Annotated in this window: 19 protein-coding genes and 1 pseudogene; 16 read left to right on the top strand and 4 right to left on the bottom strand. The window is 44.0% G+C overall.

Annotation, left to right across the window (positions count from 1 at the left end; genetic code table 11):
• The first annotated feature begins 19 nt into the window (after window positions 1–19).
• Entirely contained in the window at window positions 20–919 is a 900-nt protein-coding gene (locus AAC853_RS16625; protein ID WP_338884521.1) for a carboxylate/amino acid/amine transporter, read from the top strand.
• On the opposite strand, the gene metR is transcribed toward AAC853_RS16625, so the two are convergent.
• Complete coding sequence (gene metR / locus AAC853_RS16620) at window positions 804–1760, bottom strand: HTH-type transcriptional regulator MetR (protein WP_338884522.1); 957 nt, start codon at window positions 1758–1760, stop codon at window positions 804–806. The genes AAC853_RS16625 and metR overlap by 116 nt on opposite strands.
• 107 nt (window positions 1761–1867) lie before the next feature.
• On the opposite strand from metR, the gene metE reads away from it, so the two are divergent.
• The 13 genes and pseudogenes from metE (at window position 1868) to hemB (ending at window position 15780) form a co-directional block, all read left to right on the top strand.
• Window positions 1868–4147 carry a 5-methyltetrahydropteroyltriglutamate--homocysteine S-methyltransferase gene (gene metE / locus AAC853_RS16615; RefSeq protein ID WP_340615205.1) on the top strand — a complete coding sequence of 760 codons (2280 nt, stop codon included), beginning with the start codon at window positions 1868–1870 and terminating at the stop codon, window positions 4145–4147.
• A gap of 347 nt (window positions 4148–4494) precedes the next feature.
• A complete protein-coding gene (locus tag AAC853_RS16610) occupies window positions 4495–5880 on the top strand; it encodes a GntP family permease (RefSeq protein WP_340615204.1) in 1386 nt (461 codons plus the stop codon).
• Between the two features lie 213 nt (window positions 5881–6093).
• Window positions 6094–6849 (top strand): uridine phosphorylase, encoded by a 756-nt coding sequence (gene udp, locus AAC853_RS16605; RefSeq protein WP_340615203.1) that lies wholly within the window; start codon window positions 6094–6096, stop codon window positions 6847–6849.
• A 147-nt stretch (window positions 6850–6996) separates the two neighbouring features.
• The gene (locus AAC853_RS16600; protein WP_340615202.1) at window positions 6997–7779 is read left to right on the top strand and encodes a tyrosine-protein phosphatase; all 783 of its coding nucleotides are present in this window, start codon (window positions 6997–6999) and stop codon (window positions 7777–7779) included.
• Window positions 7780–7856: 77 nt separating this feature from the next.
• Window positions 7857–8387 (top strand): DedA family protein, encoded by a 531-nt coding sequence (locus AAC853_RS16595; RefSeq protein ID WP_340615201.1) that lies wholly within the window; start codon window positions 7857–7859, stop codon window positions 8385–8387.
• A 160-nt stretch (window positions 8388–8547) separates the two neighbouring features.
• A complete protein-coding gene (rmuC, locus tag AAC853_RS16590) occupies window positions 8548–9903 on the top strand; it encodes a DNA recombination protein RmuC (protein ID WP_340615200.1) in 1356 nt (451 codons plus the stop codon).
• Between the two features lie 76 nt (window positions 9904–9979).
• Window positions 9980–10734: pseudogene (gene ubiE / locus AAC853_RS16585) on the top strand (bifunctional demethylmenaquinone methyltransferase/2-methoxy-6-polyprenyl-1,4-benzoquinol methylase UbiE).
• Window position 10735: 1 nt separating this feature from the next.
• Entirely contained in the window at window positions 10736–11404 is a 669-nt protein-coding gene (gene ubiJ, locus AAC853_RS16580) for a ubiquinone biosynthesis protein UbiJ (RefSeq protein ID WP_422824235.1), read from the top strand.
• Entirely contained in the window at window positions 11391–13028 is a 1638-nt protein-coding gene (gene ubiB / locus AAC853_RS16575; RefSeq protein ID WP_340615198.1) for a ubiquinone biosynthesis regulatory protein kinase UbiB, read from the top strand. Before ubiJ ends, ubiB begins: the two co-directional genes overlap by 14 nt.
• Window positions 13029–13161: 133 nt before the next feature.
• Window positions 13162–13428, top strand: coding sequence for a Sec-independent protein translocase subunit TatA (tatA, locus tag AAC853_RS16570; protein ID WP_338884535.1), 267 nt, complete (start codon window positions 13162–13164; stop codon window positions 13426–13428).
• Window positions 13429–13431: 3 nt separating this feature from the next.
• Entirely contained in the window at window positions 13432–13854 is a 423-nt protein-coding gene (tatB, locus tag AAC853_RS16565; RefSeq protein WP_340615197.1) for a Sec-independent protein translocase protein TatB, read from the top strand.
• 3 nt (window positions 13855–13857) lie between these two features.
• Window positions 13858–14646, top strand: a complete 789-nt coding sequence (gene tatC / locus AAC853_RS16560) for a Sec-independent protein translocase subunit TatC (RefSeq protein WP_338884538.1) — start codon at window positions 13858–13860, stop codon at window positions 14644–14646.
• A 117-nt stretch (window positions 14647–14763) separates the two neighbouring features.
• Complete coding sequence (gene hemB, locus AAC853_RS16555; protein WP_338884539.1) at window positions 14764–15780, top strand: porphobilinogen synthase; 1017 nt, start codon at window positions 14764–14766, stop codon at window positions 15778–15780.
• A gap of 53 nt (window positions 15781–15833) precedes the next feature.
• Here hemB and rfaH read toward each other — a convergent pair whose 3' ends face one another.
• On the bottom strand, window positions 15834–16322 hold the full coding sequence (gene rfaH, locus AAC853_RS16550) for a transcription/translation regulatory transformer protein RfaH (RefSeq protein ID WP_338884541.1): 489 nt from the start codon (window positions 16320–16322) through the stop codon (window positions 15834–15836).
• 255 nt (window positions 16323–16577) lie between these two features.
• On the opposite strand from rfaH, the gene ubiD reads away from it, so the two are divergent.
• Both ubiD and fre read left to right on the top strand, forming a co-directional pair.
• A complete protein-coding gene (ubiD, locus tag AAC853_RS16545; protein WP_338884542.1) occupies window positions 16578–18050 on the top strand; it encodes a 4-hydroxy-3-polyprenylbenzoate decarboxylase in 1473 nt (490 codons plus the stop codon).
• A gap of 10 nt (window positions 18051–18060) precedes the next feature.
• Window positions 18061–18762 carry an NAD(P)H-flavin reductase gene (gene fre, locus AAC853_RS16540; protein WP_338884543.1) on the top strand — a complete coding sequence of 234 codons (702 nt, stop codon included), beginning with the start codon at window positions 18061–18063 and terminating at the stop codon, window positions 18760–18762.
• A gap of 179 nt (window positions 18763–18941) precedes the next feature.
• Here fre and fadA read toward each other — a convergent pair whose 3' ends face one another.
• Complete coding sequence (gene fadA, locus AAC853_RS16535) at window positions 18942–20105, bottom strand: acetyl-CoA C-acyltransferase FadA (RefSeq protein ID WP_338884544.1); 1164 nt, start codon at window positions 20103–20105, stop codon at window positions 18942–18944.
• 11 nt (window positions 20106–20116) lie between these two features.
• Window positions 20117–22303: a fatty acid oxidation complex subunit alpha FadB gene (gene fadB / locus AAC853_RS16530; protein WP_340615216.1), complete on the bottom strand. Its 2187-nt coding sequence runs from the start codon at window positions 22301–22303 to the stop codon at window positions 20117–20119.
• Window positions 22304–22357: the final 54 nt, after the last annotated feature.

Raw genomic sequence — 22357 nt, 5'->3', positions numbered from 1 at the left:
GGTGAAAGACCAATAAATTATGTGGCTGTTAACGATCACAACATTTTTGTGGGCCGCCTCATTTAGCCTGATTGGCGCTTATCTCGCTGGTCAGGTTGATAGCTGGTTTTCGGTTCTTGTCAGGGTAATGTTAGCAGCAATGGTATTTTTACCATTTTTGCGCTGGCGTGGGTTATCTCTGAAAGTTATTTCACTGTATATGGCTGTTGGTGCCTGTCAGCTTGGTGTGATGTATTTGTTTGTTTTTCATGCCTATCATTATCTGACTGTGGCTGAGTTTTTGCTGTTTACCATTATGACGCCACTTTATGTCACATTAATTTATGATCTGATGGGGCGTCAGCGATTGCGCTGGGGTTATGCCTTGAGTTCTTTATTGGCAGTGGCTGGTGCAGCGATTATTCGTTATGACCGATTGAGTGAATCTTTCTGGATTGGCTTGCTGTTAGTGCAATTGGCAAATATTTTCTTTGCGATTGGTCAGGTCGGTTATAAGCGCTTGATGGAGATCCATCCCATTCCACAACGAGTGGCATTTTCATGGTTCTATCTGGGCGCTTGTACCGTCGCCATCATCGGCTGGCTAATGTTTGGTGATCCGCAAAAATTGCCCACAACTCAGCTTCAGTGGGGTGTCTTGGTTTGGCTGGGTGTTGGGGCATCGGGGATTGGCTACTTTATGTGGAACTATGGTGCCACCCAAGTGGATGCCGGAACACTGGCAATTATGAATAATATGTTGGTTCCGGCGGGGTTATTGGTCAATTTTGCAATTTGGCAGCAGCATCCTAACTGGCTGAACTTTACCATTGGAGGCAGCCTGATTGTTGCGTCACTTTGGGTGCATCACCGTTGGATACTGAAACCCGTTTTACCAACGGCAAATTGTCCACCGCGTGCCGGCGTGCAGAACGAATAAAGGTATCGATCGCGGGTTGGCGCTGCTCTCCTTCTCGGCTGGCAGCGTACAATCTGCTCCATAATCCCTCTCCTAATGTTTTGGTTACAACCAACCCTTGTCTTTCGAATGTTTCTACAGCCCAGTGTGGTAATGCGGCAATACCCAATCGGGCGGCAACCATCTGAATGAGCAATAACGTATTGTCAACCGTTTTTAATGTCGGCGTAATTTCCGCGGGTTGGAGAAAGCGTCGCCAGATATCAAGCCGTTGGCGCTGAACGGGATAAATCAGCAAAGTTTCAGCGGCGAGATCTTGTGGGCGAATATCGCGTGTGTTTGCCAGTGGATGATCTGGTGCGATCACTAGCTTCACTTCATAATCAAACAGCGGTGTATAGTGCAGGTTACTGTCTGCAATAATGTCAGATGTCAGGACAATATCCAGCTCGCGTTTTTGCAGGGCAGGTTGAGGATCAAATGTCACACCAGATTTAAAGTCCACATTAACCTGCGGCCAGCTTTCACGAAAACGCTTAAGCGCAGGTGTCAGCCATTGAATACAGCTATGGCACTCAATGGCAATGCGTAAGTTTGTCTCTTGTGGTTCATGGCATTGACGCAAGGAAGCTGTCACTAAGGGCAAGACTTGCTCTGCTAATTTTAATAGCACTTCTCCTTGAGGCGTTAACTTCAGGGGTTGGCTTTTACGAATGAATAACTTAAATCCCAGCCGATGTTCTAATTCACTGAACTGATGAGAGAGCGCAGATTGCGTTTGATGCAAATAATTTGCTGCTGCTGCGAGTGAGCCACAATGGTTCAGTGCTTGTAGTGTTTTTAAGTGTTTTAGTTCGATCATGAAAAACCTTCAAGATGATAATGAATAATTTGCGCTTGTGGTTTATACATTACCTGTTGATTATAGAAGTGTAAACATCTAGACGGCTAAAAATTACGGGTGACGACATGACGGTTTTGAATCATACATTAGGTTTTCCACGTATCGGATTGAAAAGAGAGCTAAAAAAGGCGCAAGAAAACTATTGGGCGGGCAAAATTTCTCAACAGGAATTGCTGGAGACAGGTCGTGAATTACGTGCACGTCACTGGCAACAACAAAAAGAAGCGGGCGTTGATTTAGTCCCCGTTGGTGATTTTGCCTGGTATGACCAAGTATTGACCACAAGCCTGTTATTGGGCAATGTTCCGCCACGTCATCAAAATGAAGATGGCAATATTGATCTGGATACACTGTTCCGTATTGCCCGTGGCCGAGCACCAACAGGTACACCTGCGGCTGCTTCGGAAATGACTAAATGGTTTAATACAAATTATCATTATATCGTGCCTGAATTTCAAGAGGGGCAGGCATTTAAGCTGGGTTGGACTCAGTTGTTGGACGAAGTTGATGAAGCTCTGGCACTGGGGCACAACGTAAAACCTGTACTTTTGGGACCAGTGACCTATTTATGGCTCGGTAAGGTAAAAGGCAAAGTTTTTGATCGCTTGTCTCTATTGAAAGATATCCTGCCGGTATACCAGCAAATACTGGCAGAACTGGCAAAACGTGGCATTGAATGGGTGCAGATTGATGAACCAGCTCTGGTACTGGAATTACCAGAAACATGGCTGGCGGCATTCTCAACGGCTTATCAAGCACTTGAGGGGCAGGTGAAATTGTTGCTGACGACCTATTTCGATAGCATTGGTCACAATCTGGAGACGATCAAATCGTTGCCAGTGCAGGGATTGCATGTTGATTTGGTTGCGGGAAGGGATTCACTTGAGAATTTGGATACATCTCTGCCGAAAGATTGGTTGCTTTCATTGGGAGTGATTAACGGCCGTAATGTTTGGCGAGCCGATTTGAGTGAGAAATATCAGCTTGTTGCACCATGGGTTGGTAAGAGAAATGTGTGGATTGGCACTTCCTGTTCACTGCTGCATAGCCCTATTGATCTGAATGATGAAACTGGGTTGGATGAAGAAGTGAAAAGCTGGTTTGCCTTTGCATTACAAAAATGTGCGGAACTTTCTTTGCTGTCGCAAGCATTGAATGTGCCAGAAGGCAATAAACAAACCGAACTGGATGTCTATAGTGCACCAATTCGCGCCCGTCGCAGTTCCACAAGAGTGAACAATCCTGCGGTCGCTGGGCGTATTGCGGCAATTAAGCCACAGGACAGTGAACGTCAGCAGGCATATGCTGAACGTGCTAAGCTCCAGCGTCAACGTTACAACTTACCGCTGTGGCCAACAACAACCATAGGTTCATTCCCACAAACGACGGAAATTCGCAGCCTACGTCTCGATTTCAAAAAAGGTCGGGTGGATAGTACGCACTACCGAACCAATATCAATGAACATATTAAACAGGCGATCCAAGAGCAGGAGCGTTTGGGGTTGGATGTCTTGGTACACGGTGAAGCTGAACGTAACGACATGGTGGAATATTTCGGCGAACACTTTGACGGTTATGTCTTTACCCAAAATGGTTGGGTGCAGAGTTATGGCTCCCGTTGCGTGAAACCACCGGTCATTATTGGCGATATTAGCCGTCCAGAGGCGATAACAGTAAACTGGGCGACCTATGCGCAATCCTTGACTGAGAAGCCAGTCAAAGGCATGTTGACCGGGCCTGTGACCATTCTCTGCTGGTCATTCCCAAGGGAAGATATTAGTCGTGAAACCATTGCTAAACAGATCGCACTGGCTTTGCGTGATGAAGTTGATGATTTGCAGAAGGCAGGCATTGGCATTATCCAGATTGATGAACCGGCATTGCGTGAAGGCTTGCCACTGCGCAGAGAAGAGTGGCAGGAATATCTGGAGTGGGCAGTGGATGCTTTCAAACTGAGCGCAGCCATTGCGAAAGATGATACCCAAATTCACACTCATATGTGTTATTGCGAGTTCAATGACATCATGCCGTCGATTGCAGCGCTGGATGCGGATGTGATCACCATTGAAACCTCGCGCTCGGATATGGAATTGCTGGATTCGTTCGAAGATTTCTCTTATCCGAATGAGATAGGGCCTGGGGTGTATGACATTCACTCACCAAACGTCCCAAGCGTTGAATGGATTGAGGCATTGTTACGCAAAGCGGCTGATCGTATTCCAGTCGAGCGTTTGTGGGTGAACCCAGACTGCGGCTTGAAAACGCGCGGTTGGACAGAAACCAGGCAAGCGTTGGCAAACATGGTTGAAGCGGCAAAACGCTTGCGCTCTTCATTAAATAGTTAACTTATACCAATCTGATTTTTCCCTGCGAAGTGGGGAAAAATCAGGTTTTATATCATATTGTAAATTGCAACTTAAAGTTTAATGCGTATAGCGTTTATTTGTTTAATTTAAACTTAATAAGTAATAAAACTGCCCGCTACAATTAGTGCAATATGGCGGGTAGAAAAGTTGGTCATGTATTGGATAGTTAGATAATTGCCAGACTTTTTTTCAAACAATCTCCTTTTTTCAATTGCGATTTTCATTCCTTATCACTGAGTTTTTCAACTACCAAATCGATTTCTGATAGCGAAAAGCATAACAAATATGGCATGTTCCAGTTTGTCCATTTTTGATGAGGTTTGGTGATGGAGTTTTACATTCCAATTATTGGGTTGGGAGTGGCGGTATTTACGCTGGTTTTTCTGGTGTTGCGGACTCGTGTTCATGTCCTGATTGCTATGCTAATTGCAGCGATAATCGCTGGAATATCAGGCGGTTTGACTATAAATAATGTCGTTGATGTGATCGCTAAAGGATTTGGTTCGACATTAGGCAACATCGGTATTGTGATTGGATTGGGATGCATGATGGGGCGAATATTGGAAGTATCAGGCGCAACAGAGCAAATCGCTTATAGCTTGATAAAATGGTTGGGCAAAAGGCGTGAAGAGTGGGCTTTGGCGATTACCGGTTATATTGTCAGTATCCCCATATTTGTGAATTCAGCTTTTGTGATCCTCTATCCGCTGGTGAAGGCATTGGCGAAGAAAGGTAAACGCAATGTACTGTCCCTTGGGGTTGCTCTGGCGGGAGGGTTAGTGGTGACTCACCATATCGTTCCACCAACGCCAGGGCCGCTTGGTGTCGCCGGAATATTTGGGGTGAGTATCGGCAAAATGATGCTGGCAGGTATGGTATTGGCGGTACCCTGTGTTATTGGTATTACCTGCTATGCGAAGTGGCTGGAGACTAAATATCCTGAATATCAACTTGGTGATACAGAAGAAAGAGCAGAAAACTTATCACAAGTTCATCAGCGTTATCTGGAAGAGAAAGAGCAAAAATCACTTCCAAGCCTATTTCTTTCTCTTTTACCCATCGTCGTGCCAATTATTCTGATTTTTATTGGTGTAATTAATGGAATGATACTGAGAACTGATGAGTTTGCTGGTAAAGAGGACACTTTCTATTTTCAGGTTTTTGATTTTCTAGGATCACCCATTATTGCGCTAGCAATCAGTGTATTACTGGCGGTTTATACCTTAATGCCAAACGTCAGTAAGCATGAAGTAATTGAACATCTGGAAACAGGGTTAAAAACTGTAGGCATTATTTTGTTGGTGTCAGGAGCGGGAGGAGCATTAGGCGCAGTATTGAACGAAGGCGCGACAGGGACGATATTGGCGCATTATATTGCCAGCCTGCCCATAACACCTGTTTTGATCCCATTTATCATTGCAACGCTTATACGCATAATTCAAGGCTCTGGCACAGTGGCAATGATAACTGCGGCGTCTATTTCTGCGCCTGTTATCAAACAAATACCGGATGTTAATATGCTGGTGGCGGCTCAAGCTGCGATGATGGGTACACTATTTTTCAGTTATTTCAATGACTGTTTTTTCTGGGTGGTTAACCGGATGATGGGCATTAAAAATACGAAGCAACAGATTATCATTTGGTCGATTCCCACCACAATTGCATGGGGGATCGGATTATGCGGTGTGCTGCTTCTTAATCTCGTCATGTAACTTTTTATATGAACGGTTTATGTGAATGATTTATGTGAATAGTGATAGTGCTCTGTAGAGGGCACTACCTTTCAAATGTGATATTAATCACAAATTTATGTATGTGTTTCTTTTTTATATTAATTAAAGATGATTTCAATTACTAAAAAATGTCAGAGTATTGATTAAATTTAGGTATTCATATTTTGAATCATGCCCGTTGAGGAGTCTGATATGTCTGATGTGTTTCACTTAGGTATTACCAAAAGCGACCTGCAAGGCGCAACTCTGGCGATTGTACCCGGCGATCCTAACCGTGTTGAGAAAATTGCGCGATTAATGGATAACCCAGTACATTTAGCTTCCCACCGTGAATTTACGACCTGGCGTGCAGAAATTGATGGAAAAGCAGTAGTTGTCTGCTCTACAGGCATTGGTGGCCCCTCAACGTCAATCGCTGTAGAAGAATTGGCACAGTTGGGAGTACGTACTTTCCTGCGTATCGGAACAACGGGAGCAATCCAGCCACATATCAATGTAGGGGATGTATTGGTGACGACTGCGGCGGTTCGTTTGGACGGTGCCAGCTTGCATTTTGCCCCAATGGAGTTCCCGGCAGTTGCTGATTTTGAATGTACAAATGCTTTGTATGAAGCAGCAAAAGCCTCTGGTTCTGCGACCCATGTTGGTATTACGGCATCTTCCGATACCTTCTATCCCGGCCAGGAGCGTTACGATACCTATTCTGGCCGTGTCGCTCGTCGTTTCCAGGGTTCAATGAAAGAATGGCAAGAAATGGGCGTAATGAACTTTGAGATGGAATCAGCAACATTGTTGACCATGTGTGCAAGTCAAGGACTGCGTGCCGGTATGGTCGCTGGTGTGATTGTTAACCGTACCCAACAGGAAATCCCAGATGTTGAGTTGCTGAAGAAAACAGAAAGCAATGCGCTGGGGATAGTTGTGGAGGCAGCTCGTCGTCTGCTGTAATGCCTTTTATCAAGGGTCAGATGATTCTGGCCCTATCGTTTGTGTGATCTTCTCTTCCTTTCATTTCAAAATTTGATAATGTCATAGCACTTTGTACTAATAGATAGTTTGTTCTATTAACTATTTTTAATCTCAGCAAGAGTGACTATGACCATAACATTTCTATCCCATCCTTCACTACTTCCTTTAAATGGCGGCATTAATTTTCGTGATTTAGGTAATAAGACACTGGGCAATGGCGTCAGGATTAAATCAGGCATGTTATTTCGTTCCGGTTCATTGGACAGGCTGACAGAAAACGATCAGGCTTTTTTAGTGGATCAAAACCTTTTGCAGATCATTGATTATCGTGATAGCAGCGAAATTATGGATAAACCAGATCGAGTATGGAATGGGGCGCATTATCATCATGCTCCTGCCAACCCTCTTTCCAAAGAAGTGGATGCTAATCTGGATAAGTTAGATATGAAAATATTGGAGCAATTCGACGCGAAAACATTTATGTCTCGCTTATATGAATTGTTACCCATTAACAATCCAGCGTATAAGACGTTAGCGACATTATTGCTGCAACCAGAGAAAGGCGGCATTGTGCAACACTGCGCGGTTGGTAAAGACAGGACAGGAGTGGGCTCTGCACTGGTTTTATTCGCGTTGGGTGCTGATCTGGATACGGTAATGGAAGATTATTTATTAACCAATGTCACATTGGCTCCATACCGCGACTATTTATTGAATGAACACGCAAAAATTATGAGCGAAAGTGTAGTCGAAAAATTTGCCTATGTTTATTCAGTAAGGGAAGAGTTTTTACTGACCGCACTTAATAGCATCAACCAGCATTATGGCAGCATAGATATTTGGCTGGAAAAAGATATTGGACTCAATATCGCTGCGCGTGAAAAACTACAAACTTATTTTCTTGAATAAAAATATTAGGTTAGCATTGGGCGGATTGTTCAGGGCTGACCTTATCACCTCCCACTGATAATACAGGAAAGATTAATGTGAGCCTGCATGAAATTATCGAATTGGTCATAAACTTCGTAAAAGCCCATGAAGTTTGGGCAATTCCCATCATTTTCCTACTGGCATTTGGTGAATCGTTGGCATTTATTTCCCTATTGTTACCAGCAACGATCATTTTGTTAGGGTTAGGAGCGTTAATTGGTGAAAGTGGGTTAACTTTCTGGCCAATATGGATAGCCGCAGCCGCTGGTGCTTTCTTTGGTGATTGGGTTTCTTACTGGTTTGGTTGCCATTACAAAGAAGATGTTGGCAAGATGTGGCCGCTTTCTCGCCATCCTCAAACTTTGGTTCGCGGACATCGTTTTTTTGAACGATGGGGTGTATGGGGCGTTTTCATTGGGCGTTTTTTTGGTCCCTTGAGAGCTGTTGTACCGCTGGTAGCCGGAATCTGTGCTATGCCAAAACGCCATTTTCAGCTTGCTAACCTAGCTTCTGCATTGATTTGGGCATTCGGTATTTTAGCACCAGGGGCATTTGGTTTGCGTTGGTTGGCAGAGTGGATGGGATAATTGCGAGCTACTTTGCAAACTGAAAGAAAGCCATTGAATACTCTGGACATCTATACAGCCTCTATTTAACTTACATTGGGGCTAATGACTCACAAAAGTTGTCTGAAATTTATCGGTAATCGTGCCAATAAAAAATAATAGAGTTAGCGAGGGTGTATAGGTGGATATCCAGTGGTTATACATGCTGATCGGTGGCTTGGGTGGATTGCTGGGCGGAGGGATCTTCGTCTGGCTTTCTGTTCAGCAGAGGCTCCAGCAAAAAGAGCAGGAGCTGCGTGAATTATATAGCCAACTGGCTGTCAGCCATGAAAAACGGGAGCAAGCCCACTATTGGCGTACTGAATGCGATCAATTAAACCAAGAGTTACTGGCGCAACGTGAAATTAACAGTGTGCAGGAAGCTGAATTGCGCGAATTTAGCATTCGGCTTGAAGAAACCAGACTAGCTGCGGAGGAAAAGCAGCGTTTATTGATCAGCAGTGAGCAGCGATTAAGTACCCAATTTGAAAATCTGGCCAATCGCATCTTTGAGCAGAACCGACTCCGTACCGATGAATATCATCGCCAAAATCTCAATCATCTTCTGATGCCATTTCGTGAACAACTTGAGGGATTTCGCCGTCAGGTACAAGACAGTTTTGGGCTAGAAGCCCGTGAGCGCCATACCTTGACTCATGAAATCCGCAATCTTCAGCAACTTAATGCACAGATGGCAAAAGAAGCTATTAATCTTACAAAGGCTCTGAAAGGAGACAATAAAATACAGGGAAATTGGGGAGAGATGGTATTGGCTCGAATTTTGGAAGCCTCTGGCTTGCGTGAGGGATATGAATTCGATACACAGGTTAATATTAAGGCTGAAAACAATGAACGTTTTCAACCTGATGTGATCGTGCATCTGCCGCAGGGAAAAGATGTCATTATTGATGCCAAAATGTCCTTGGTCGCCTATGAACGTTATTTCAATAGTGATAGCGAAGAACAACAGGCGCCAGCCTTACAGGAACATATCAATTCTATCAGAGGACATATCCGTGGCCTGAGCCGAAAAGATTATCAACAATTACCCGGATTGCGATCATTGGACTATGTTTTGATGTTTATTCCTGTGGAACCCGCTTATTTGGTTGCACTCAACCAGGCGCCAGAATTACTTGATGAAGCATGGAAACATAATATTATGCTGGTTAGCCCATCAACTTTGCTGGTTGCCGTTCGTACTATCAATAACTTGTGGCGTTATGAATATCAAAGTCAAAATGCCCGTTTGATTGCTGATAAAGCCGCCAGAATGTATGACAAAATGCGATTGTTTGTGGATGATATGCAAGGATTAGGGCAAAGCCTTAACAAAGCACAGACGAGTTACCATTTCGCAATGAAAAAGCTTGTTGAGGGCAGAGGTAATTTAATTAGTCAGGCCGAAGGATTTCGTGATTTAGGCGTGGATGTGAAGTGTCCTATTGATTCACAGTTGATTGATAAATCTTTCCAATCGTTGCAGGTAAATGAGTAAAGTCTGGAATAGGGTTTTGTTGGAAAGGCTGATACACTGACTATAAATTTTTTTGAATAAAAAGCGGACAAATAATATGGCAGATCAATCAAAAGAAACCACTGATTTTGGTTTCCGCACTGTAGCCAAAGAACAAAAAAAAGAGATGGTGGCAGAGGTGTTCCACTCTGTGGCCTCGAAATATGACTTAATGAATGACTTGATGTCATTTGGCATTCACCGTATCTGGAAACGTTTCACAATTGAGTCAAGTGGTGTTCGCCGTGGTCATAAGGTGCTTGATCTTGCTGGTGGGACAGGCGATCTAACCGCAAAATTCTCCCGAATTGTGGGGAAAAAGGGCAGGTTGTTTTGGCGGATATCAACGACTCAATGTTGAAAGTTGGCCGCGAAAAATTACGCGATATCGGTATCGTAGGCAACGTCAGTTATGTTCAAGCCAATGCTGAAGAACTGCCTTTCCCGGATAACCATTTTGACTGTATTACCATTTCTTTTGGCTTGCGTAATGTCACGGACAAAGAAAAAGCGCTACGCTCCATGTATCGGGTACTTAAGCCTGGTGGCCGCTTGTTGGTGCTGGAGTTTTCCAAACCTGTACTGGCACCGTTAAGTAAGATTTATGATGTTTATTCATTCCACGTTCTGCCCCGAATCGGTCAGATCGTTGTGAATGATGCGGACAGTTACCGCTATTTGACAGAATCCATCCGTATGCATCCTGATCAGGAAACCTTGAAAGGCATGATGGAAGAAGCGGGCTTTGACCAGGTTTACTACACCAATATGACTGGTGGCGTTGTTGCATTGCACAAAGGGTTCAAATTCTGAGATGGAAATACCCTCATCAAGCCATAATATGGCTTTTGCGATCTCAAATGAAAAAGTGTTGTTTCCGGTAGTAACGGCCTTTCTGGAAACAACCTTGAATCGTCTTTTATATCGAGAAGCTGTATTAAAACCTGCCCGCTTGAGACTAGCAGGTAAGATACTGTCCATTAAACTGAAAGAAATCGAAACTCCCTTGATACTGATATTCAGTGAGAAACAAGTGGATGTTTTGAGCCAATGGTCGGAACCTGTGGATTGCTCGATGAAAGCAACGCTCCCTGCATTACTCAAGCTACGGGATCGCCAGTGCCTTTCAGCCTTGATTAACCGTGGTGAAATTGTCATTGAAGGGGATATGCAGGTGATTCAACAATGGTCTGCTTTGCTGGATATGTCAGAGTGGGATCCTGCGCATTACCTCTCCCCTTATGTTGGTGATATTGTCGCAGAAGGCATCACCCGGATGGTGAAGAAAAGTTTTGAATTTGCCAGCAATACCATTGCAAAGAAGAAAACGCATTTCACCGAATCATTGACGGAAGAATGGGAAATGGTTCCCAGTGCGCTGGAAGTGGCCTATTTCAGTGAGGAAGTTAATGCCGTTGCCAATCAGATAAACCAACTCGAAAAACGGTTGGCGGCACTGGAGGAAAAACATGACACCCAGTGAAATTAGACGACTTTACTTTATCATCCGGGTCTTTCTTTCTTACGGGTTGGATGAACTCATCCCGAATATTCGTTTGACCTGGCCGTTGCGTTTTGGGCGTTATTTCCTGTTTTGGATACCTAATAAGCATAAGGATAAACCTCTCGGCGAACGTTTGCGTTTAGCATTACAAGAACTCGGCCCAGTGTGGATCAAATTTGGCCAGATGCTCTCCACACGTCGTGACTTGTTCCCACCTGCCATCGCAGATCAACTTTCGATGTTACAAGATCGGGTAGTTCCCTTTGATGGTGCGGTGGCACGAAAATCGATTGAAACGGCGTTAGAGGGAGCACTGGAAACGTGGTTTGAGGATTTTGATCCACAACCGCTGGCTTCCGCGTCTATTGCTCAGGTACATACTGCCCGACTGAAGGAAAATGGCAAAGAGGTTGTCCTAAAGGTGATCCGCCCGGATATTCTGCCTGTAATTAAAGCTGACGTGCGGTTAATGTATCGTCTGGCAAATTTGGTTCCTCTTTTACCTGATGGTCGTCGTCTTCGTCCGCGTGAAGTTGTAAGAGAATATGAAAAAACCCTGCTTGATGAGCTGAATTTATTGCGTGAAACTGCAAACGCGATTCAATTGCGGCGCAATTTTGAAGATAGTCCTATGCTCTATGTGCCAGAGGTCTATCCTAACTATTGCCGAGAAAATGTTTTGGTGATGGAGCGCATTTATGGCATTCCTGTGTCAGACGTTGCGGCGTTAGAGGCACAGAACACCAATATGAAATTGTTGGCTGAGCGTGGCGTTCAGGTGTTTTTCACCCAGGTATTTCGTGACAGTTTTTTCCATGCGGATATGCATCCCGGTAATATTTTCGTCAGTTATGACAAACCAGAAGATCCTACTTATATCGGTATCGATTACGGTATTGTTGGCTCTTTGAATAAAGATGATAAACGCTACTTGGCAGAAAATTTCATTGCCTTTTTTAATCGTGATTATCGTCGGGTTGCTGAACTGCATGTCGATTCTGGTTGGGTGCCGGCAGATACCAATGTGGAGGATTTCGAATTTGCTATCCGTACCGTCTGTGAACCCATTTTTGAAAAACCACTGGCTGAAATCTCATTTGGGCATGTTCTGCTAAACCTTTTCAATACCGCCCGCCGTTTTAATATGACAGTTCAGCCCCAGTTGGTTCTGTTGCAAAAAACGTTGTTGTATGTTGAAGGCTTGGGGCGCCAACTTTATCCTCAGCTTGATCTGTGGAAAACAGCAAAACCTTTTCTGGAAGATTGGTTGCATAACCAGGTTGGGCTTCCCGCTATTGTGCGAGCCTTTAAAGAGAAAGCGCCTTATTGGGCGGAAAAGTTACCAGAGCTTCCCGAACTGGTATATGGCTCGCTTCAGCAGCACCGACGTTTGCAGAGCAGCATTGATCAGATATCGCAACAATTCAGGCAACAACAGCTCAGACAACGCAAGTCTCTTTATTTATTGGGGATTGGTGCAACTCTCTTTATCTGTGGTAGTTTGTTTTTCATTATAGATCAGAAACACCTGGCATGGGGAATGATAGGGGTCGGCATTGCATCATGGGGATTGGGCTGGCGTCATTTAAGTAAACTTCAATAATTCAGTAATGATGAATATTAAATGAAGGTAATTTTGCCACGAACCTTGATATGATTGCATTATTTTTGAACATCAAGTTCGTCGTTTATAATTAAATCACGAGTCATATTCTGATGAATAGAGGTAGGTCAGTATGGGTGGTATAAGTATTTGGCAATTGCTCATCATTGCCGTCATTGTCGTACTGTTGTTTGGTACTAATAAACTTCGTACCTTGGGTTCGGACTTGGGTGAATCCATAAAGGGCTTTAAAAAGGCAATGAGTGATGATGAAAAGTCACAGCAGCCGGAGAAAATGAGTCAGGATGCCGAGTTTGAAACTAAAAACCTGACTGAAAAGTCCACGGTTGCGCAATCTGAAAAATCAGAGAGTAAAAGTAAAGACAAAGAGCAGGTATAAACCGTGTTTGACATTGGTTTTAGTGAGCTACTGTTAGTGATGATCATTGGCTTGGTTGTTTTGGGGCCGGAGCGTTTGCCTATCGCGGTCAAAACAGTGGCTGGATGGATTCGCGTATTGCGCTCGCTGGCAGCTAACGTTCAGAATGAACTTGCTCAAGAACTAAAATTGCAAGAGCTTCAGGACACACTGAAAAAAATGGAAGAAAAAGCTGACCTGCAATCACTTTCGCCAGAACTGAAAGCCTCAATGGAGGAGTTGAAGGAAGCGGCTGAATCATTGAAAAATACCTATCAGTTGAAACCGGATGAAATGAGGGAGTTGGAGGAAGACGAAACGCATTTTCATTCTTCTGGGTTCCAATCGAGCACAATACCAGAGCAGCAGAAAAGAAAACTTCCTGAACAAGCAAATGGCGAACACTGAAACATGTCTGTGGATAATACCCAACCTCTTATCAGTCATCTGATTGAACTGCGTAAGCGGATTTTAAATAGTCTAATTACCGTGCTGGTAGTATTTCTGGCATTAGTTTATTTTTCCAATGACATTTATCGGCTTATTGCAGCGCCTTTAATGGAGCAATTACCTAAAGGCGCCAATATGATTGCAACAGATGTTGCATCACCTTTCTTTACCCCAATTAAACTGACCATTATGGTGTCTATCTTTGTTTCGGCACCGATGATCCTTTATCAAGTATGGGCATTTATTGCACCGGCATTGTATAAACACGAACGCCGTTTGATTATGCCCCTGTTGTTTTCCAGTAGCATATTATTTTATCTGGGAATGGCATTCGCCTATTTTGTCGTTTTTCCCATAGCATTTGGTTTCTTTATCAATACGGTGCCCGCTGGGGTCGTAATATCGACGGATATCAGCAATTATTTAAGTTTTGTCATGGCGCTATTTATGGCTTTTGGGGTTTCATTTGAAATCCCTATTGCCATTATTTTGCTGTGTTGGAGTGGGGTTGTGACGCCAGAATCACTAAAGAGAAAACGTCCTTATATTTTAGTTGGGGCGTTTGTGGTTGGGATGTTGTTAACACCACCTGATGTTTTCTCCCAGACTCTGCTGGCTGTTCCCATGTATTTGCTATTTGAACTGGGAATTGTACTTTCGCAGTTCTATGTTGGTAAATGGGGACGGCGTAATTTTATCAACCCAGAAGATAAAGCAGACAGTGATATTGGTGACAATTTTAAAAAATAATCTGATACCAGACATTCATAATTATCGTGAACTGATTGATGGTGTTAATATCATTATCATGAAACGATGACGACTAACCCAGCGCTTTGTCGCTGGGTTTTACATTAGGAGAACCATATGAGCTATGTATTTCCGGGGGTATTTCCCGGTCGTCGTATGCGCCGTGTGCGCCGTCATGATTTTTCCCGCCGCTTAGTTGCTGAAAATCAACTTACTGTTAATGATCTGATTTATCCTGTATTTGTTATGGAAGGAACAAATCAGCGTCAGGAAGTGCCTTCAATGCCAGGAGTGTATCGTCTGACAATCGATCTTTTGCTGAAAGAAGCAGAAGAGATTGCCCGACTGGGTATTCCTGTTTTGTCCCTGTTTCCAGCCATTGAAGCGGATAAGAAATCGTTGGATGCGAAAGAAGCTTATAATCCAGATGGCTTGATCCAGCGTGCTGTTCGTGCCCTGAAAGATGCTGTTCCTGAATTGGGGCTGTTGACGGATGTAGCGCTCGATCCATTTACTACCCATGGCCAAGATGGTGTTATTGATCAGGATGGCTATGTTATCAATGATGTGACCAAAGATATTCTGGTGAAGCAAGCATTATCCCATGCTGAAGCTGGGGCTGAGATTGTCGCACCAAGCGATATGATGGATGGCCGTATTGGTGCTATTCGCGATCAGCTTGAGATGGGGGGGTATGTGAATACCCAAATCATGGCTTATTCTGCCAAATATGCCTCTTGTTACTATGGGCCATTTAGAGATGCGATTGGTACCAGCGGTAACTTGAAAGGTGGCAATAAGATGACCTATCAAATGGATCCTGCAAACAGTGATGAAGCCTTGCAGGAAATTGCACAGGATTTACAGGAAGGTGCAGATAGCGTTATGGTTAAACCTGGTATGCCATATTTGGATGTGATTCGCCGGGTAAAAGATACTTTCGGTGTGCCAACATTTGCCTATCAGGTTTCGGGTGAATATGCCATGCATATGGCGGCCATTCAAAATGGTTGGTTGAAAGAGCAGCCCGTGATTATGGAATCATTATTATGCTTCAAACGAGCGGGAGCAGATGGCGTTCTGACCTATTTTGCCAAGCGTGTAGCGCAGTGGTTACATGAACAAAAATATTGATTATTGTAATAGCCAGGGGATATTAAAGACGGGCAATTTTGCCCGTTTATTGATTAAATTTTGATGAAATATTTATTATCTAAAACTTTAGAAACTTCTTTGTTGAGAATATTTAGCAAGAGAATGGAACGGGCTTCCCCATCCGGTTCGTTGTAAATTGCCTGAATTCCTTCGAAAATTCCTTCGGTGATCAGGACAGTATCACCCGTATTTGGGGTTTCTGGTGCAATATATTCTTGCTCAGTAACAGACATTAATTCATCAATTAATGTTTGTGGAATAATGGTAGGGTAAGTGCTGAATCGAACGAAATGATTTACACCACGTGTTGAGTTAACTGTCGTAGTATGAATAACTTCAGGATCAAAATGAACAAACAGGTAATTGGGAAACAGTGGTTCAGTAACAGTGGTTCGTTTACCTCGGATGATTTTTTCAATTTTGGCTGTAGGTGTTAAGCAAGTTACGTTTTGTCGCTCTAAATTCTCTATTGCTCGAGAGATTTGCCCACGTTTACAGTAAAGAAGATACCAATTTCCCATAATATTTAGACTCCATTGCGTAGAATGTCTAGCATAACAAAACCAGTACTATAGGGTCATCAGTAAAAATACACGTTACTTAAAGTGTAAGCCGTATTTTTTTATATTCTATTGTGCCTATTTCTAGCAAAAATTTATGTATTAATTATTACACTAAATCCATTGTGTTTTAGCAGGTTATGAGTTTTCCTTGTAACCCTCATGGGAGGGATTATAATGGCTTTCCCTCCTTGAAAATCGGCATGAATGAACACTATGAAATATCGCGATCTAAGAGACTTTCTTTCCTTGTTAGAACAATCAGGTGAATTAAAACGAATTCGTATGGAAGTTGATCCATACCTGGAAATGACTGAAATCGCAGATCGTACTCTTCGTGCCGGTGGTCCCGCCTTATTATTTGAAAACCCTAAGGGATATTCGATGCCTGTCTTGTGCAACTTATTTGGCACACCTAAGCGTGTTGCCATGGGTATGGGGCAGGATGATGTTAAGGCACTGCATGATGTTGGGAAGCTATTAGCTTTCCTTAAAGAGCCTGAACCGCCAAAAGGCTTTCGTGATTTGGTCGATAAACTGCCTAAGTTCAAACAGGTTTTGAATATGCCAACTAAACGCCTCAGCTCTGCGCCGTGTCAGGAACAAATTTGGGCAGGAGATGAGGTGGATCTCACCCGTATTCCAGTTATGCATTGTTGGCCAGAAGATGTCGCCCCTTTGATTACCTGGGGGTTGACGGTGACTAAGGGGCCTAATAAAGAGCGCCAGAACTTGGGGATCTACCGCCAACAGGTATTGGGAAAAAACAAACTGATTATGCGCTGGTTATCACATCGTGGCGGTGCGCTTGATTTTCAGGAGTGGTGTCAGGCACATCCAGGAGAACGTTTTCCCGTGTCCGTTGCATTGGGCGCCGATCCTGCCACGATATTGGGAGCGGTTACCCCAATTCCTGATACCTTGTCTGAATATGCGTTTGCTGGATTATTACGGGGACATAAAACGGAAGTTGTTAAATGTATATCTAATGATCTGGAAGTACCGGCCAGTGCTGAAATTATCCTTGAAGGCTATATTGAACCGGGCGAAATGGCTCCAGAAGGTCCATATGGTGATCATACCGGCTATTACAATGAAGTAGATACGTTCCCAGTATTTACGGTAACCCATATTACCCAACGTAGTGATGCTATCTATCATTCTACTTACACTGGGCGTCCACCGGACGAACCTGCGGTGTTAGGGGTTGCGTTGAATGAAGTCTTGGTGCCAATATTGCAAAAACAATTTCCTGAAATTGTGGATTTTTACTTGCCGCCAGAGGGCTGCTCTTATCGACTCGCTATCGTTACAATCAAAAAACAGTATGCAGGCCATGCCAAGCGAGTAATGATGGGAGTTTGGTCATATCTGAGACAATTTATGTACACAAAATTTGTTATCGTTTGTGATGATGATATCAATGCGCGAGATTGGAATGATGTCATCTGGGCGATAACAACGCGAATGGATCCGCAGAGAGATACTGTCTTAATGGAAAATACACCCATTGACTATCTCGATTTTGCATCCCCTATTTCTGGGTTAGGTTCAAAAATGGGATTGGATGCAACGAATAAATGGCCAGGAGAGACACAAAGGGAATGGGGGCGTCCGATAGTGATGAGCGATGAGATTCGGGCCCGTGTCGATGAAGTTTGGGATCAATTAGATATTTTGAAGCGATAAGAGGGAACGCATGACAATATTAAGCTGTAAAGTAACATCGGTTGACTCCATTACAGATACAGTTTATCGGGTTCGTTTATTACCTGATTCGCCTTTTTCTTTCCGTGCGGGGCAATATTTAATGGTGATTATGGATGATAGGGATAAGCGTCCTTTCTCCATGGCATCACCACCATCAGAAAAACAGATCATTGAGTTGCATATTGGTACTTCTGAGCTAAATCTCTATGCGATGGCGGTTATGGATAGAATTCTGGATCAGAAAGTCATTGATATTGATATTCCACATGGCCAGGCCTGGTTTCGTGAAGACAGCAAAAACCCGATGTTATTGATTGCTGGTGGAACAGGATTCTCATATACACGCTCTATCTTATTGTCTGCATTGGAACAAAATCCTAATCGCGAAATTTCCATTTACTGGGGAGGACGAGAGCTGCAACATTTGTATGATTTGGGGGAATTGCAATCATTAAGTGAGCACTATCCTAATTTGACTATTGTACCGGTGGTTGAACAAGTTGATGAGCATTGGCGCGGAAGAACGGGCACAGTTTTGAGTGCAGTTTTGGAAGATTTCGGCAGTTTGGCAAACCATGATATCTACATTGCTGGTCGTTTTGAGATGGCTAAAATTGCCCGTGAACGGTTCTGTAGTGAGCGTGATGCATCTATCGAACGCATGTATGGGGATGCATTTGAGTTTATTTGAGCCATTTGCCGATAAAAAATAAGACGCAAAAATAAAAAAACCCGCCCCTGACAGGCGGGAAACTATGGCAACAACTTACTAGAGTGATGCAATAGATAAGACAGACAAGGGAAAAACGTTAATTTTTAAAAGTCATCAATGTTAATCATCAGCTATGCTTTATAGCCAAATTTTCATGACTATACTCTTTCAATAATCGTGGCTATACCCTGGCCTAACCCGATGCACATGGTTGATAGCCCGAACTGAACATCTTTACTTTCCATCAAGTTAAGCAAGGTGGTTGTAATGCGAGTACCAGAGCATCCCAATGGGTGACCAAGAGCAATAGCGCCACCGTTCAGGTTGATTCTGTCATCCATACTATCCAGCAGATTCAACCCCTTTACGCAGGCCAAGGATTGTGCAGCAAATGCTTCGTTCAATTCCATGACGCCAATATCCGTCAGGCTTAAGCCGGCTTTTTTCAAGGCCATTTGTGTGGCCGGCACCGGGCCATAACCCATGATCGAAGGATCACAACCAACCACCGCCATTGAGCGAATACGGGCGCGAGGTTTTAATCCTAACGCTTTAGCTTTGCTTTCGCTCATGATCAGCATGGCAGAGGCGCCATCGGAAAGCGCGGAGGAGTTACCCGCAGTCACACTGCCAGTGACAGGATCAAAAACGGGACGCAGTGCAGCCAACCCTTTGAGATTAGCATCTGTGCGGATCACCTCATCAAAATCGACGAGTTTCATATTCCCATCAGCATCATGTCCATATATAGGAACGATTTCGTTAGCGAAAGCCTTGGATTCAGTCGCTTGTGCTGCCCGTTGATGAGAACGCAGGGCAAACTCATCTTGCATTTCACGACTAATATTGTGCATTTTAGCCAGCATTTCTGCCGTCAATCCCATCACACCTGCTGCCTTAGCAACGTTACGGCTTAATTTGGAATGAAAGTCGACACCGTGTGTCATGGGAACATGTCCCATATGTTCAACACCGCCGACCATAACAACACTGGCATCACCGGTCATGATCATGCGGGCACCGTCGTGCAATGATTGCATTGAAGAACCACAGAGGCGGTTAACGGTTACCGCGGGGACTGAGTGAGGAATGCCCGCCAGTAAAGCAGAATTGCGGGCAATATTGAACCCTTGTTCCAGTGTTTGTTGTACGCATCCCCAAGAGATATCATCAATATCTTCAGGCCTAACGGCAGGATTGCGCTTGAGTATTGACTTCATCAGATGTGCGGAGAGATCTTCGGCACGGACCTGACGGAATACACCACCTTTTGAGCGCCCCATTGGGGTACGGATACCATCAATAATAACTACGTTTTCCATGTTTTCAGACCTCACGCTTTTTCACCTGGATTAACAGCAAGTTCTGCTGGTGCCGGGTAGTAACTTTCATTGCTTTCGGATTTTGCTTTCAGGCCAGCGGGTATGTGATAGAGTGCGCCTAAATCAGCATAACTTTCTGCCATCTTCACATAGGCTGCGGTTCCCATGGTATCCAGGTAACGGAAAACGCCACCATGGAATGGAGGGAAGCCTAAACCATATACCAGTGCCATGTCTGCTTCTGCTGGGCTGGCAATGACACCTTCTTCTAAGCAGCGAACAACTTCGTTAATCATTGGGATCATGGTTCGGGCAATGATCTCTTCACCAGAGAAAGTATGTTTCGGTTTGCTGATGCTTGCCAGTAACTGATCGGTAGTCTCATCCAGCTCTTTTTTCGGTTTACCTTTTTTATCTTGGGTATATTTATAGAAACCAACGCCATTTTTCTGACCATAACGCTGATTTTCAAATAGTACATCAATGGCATCCCGATAATCGCGGCTCATGCGGTCTGGAAAACCTTGAGCCATGACAGCTTGTGCATGGTGAGCAGTATCAATACCGACAACATCAATGAGATATGCAGGACCCATTGGCCAGCCAAATTCTTTTTCCATGATTTTGTCGATTTGGCGGAAATCGCCACCATCCCGTAGCAACATGCCAAAACCAGCCAGATAAGGGAACAATACGCGGTTTACAAAGAAGCCAGGACAGTCGTTAACAACGATCGGTGTTTTACCCATTTTACTGGCATAGGCGACAACGCTTGCAATAGTCTTCTCTGAAGTTTTTTCTCCACGGATGACTTCAACCAATGGCATACGATGTACTGGGTTGAAGAAATGCATACCACAGAAGTTTTCCGGGCGTTTTAGCGATTTTGCTAATTCAGTGATTGGGATCGTGGAGGTATTGGAAGTCAGAATGCAGTCATCGCTGATATGTGATTCTGTTTCTGCCAAAACCGCAGCTTTAATCTTAGGATTTTCAACTACAGCTTCAACAACAATTTGGGATTGTTCAATACCCGTATAATTCAGGGTTGGTTGGATGGATGCCAGAATTTTGGCCATCTTCATGGCATCTAAACGTCCCCGTTCAAACTGTTTATTCAGCAACTTGGCCGCTTCATTGATACCTAAATCCAGCGCTTTTTGATTAATATCTTTCATCAAGACAGGAATACCCTTGCGCGCTGATTGATAGGCAATCCCTCCCCCCATGATACCAGCACCCAGTACAGTCGCATGTTCAGGGGTTGTAACGGTTTGTAGGTGTTTCTTCGCTAGCCCTTTAACATACTGTTCATTCAGGAAGATGCCGACTAACGCACGAGCGACAGAGGTGTGCGCTAATGATACAAAACTGGCTGATTCCAGTTTTAAGGCTTCATCGCGACCGAGTGTAGCGGCTTTTTCAATGGTTTTTACCGCTGTGATTGGTGCTGGATAATGCGGGCCAGCAACCTTCATTACCATACCTTTTGCTACGGTGAAACTCATGGTACGTTCGATCTCATTGAGAGTCAGAGGCAACAATTTAGGCTGACGGGCGGCTTGCCAATCTAAATCTCCTCGAATGGCTTGTTCCAGAACTGAAACGGCAGAATCAACCAGTTTTTCAGCAGAAACGACGGCATCGATCAAGCCATTTTTCAGCGCTTCTTCAGCACCAATATCTTTTCCTGCGGAGATGATTTCGAGAGCATTATCTGTGCCAATCAAGCGTGGCAGGCGAACAGAACCCCCAAATCCTGGCATAATGCCCAATTTAGTTTCTGGTAATCCAATGCGAAGATCGGGGGATGCGATACGAAAATCTGTTGAAAGTACCAATTCACAGCCACCGCCAAGGGCATAGCCATTGATAGCCGAGATAGTCGGAACCGGAAGATCTTCTATACGGTTAAAGATATTGTTAGCGAGATTCAGTAATTCGTGCAGTTTTTCTGCAGGTGCACTGAATAGCGATAAAAATTCTGTGATATCAGCACCAACAATAAAAGCTTGTTTTTCAGAGCGTAGCAGTAACCCTTTTAGTTTAGTCTCTTGCTCAAGGGTCGCAACGGCTTTATCCAGTGAAGTGACCGTTTTTGTGTCTAATTTATTAATTGCAGCCGGTGCATTGAAAATGAGTTCAGCAATGCCATCTTTTAGCCATTTTACTTGAATAGTTTCACTTAGGTAGAGCATGTCATTCTCCTCAATGAGTGCATACCATCTGGTATGACCAGATGTGGTTGATTG

Origin of the sequence: Xenorhabdus thailandensis (genome assembly GCF_037996785.1) — a bacterium.
GTDB classification, from domain to species: Bacteria; Pseudomonadota; Gammaproteobacteria; order Enterobacterales; family Enterobacteriaceae; genus Xenorhabdus; species Xenorhabdus griffiniae.
The sequence above is the reverse complement of the archived record's forward strand: the minus strand, read 5'-3'. Positions and strand labels throughout refer to the sequence as shown.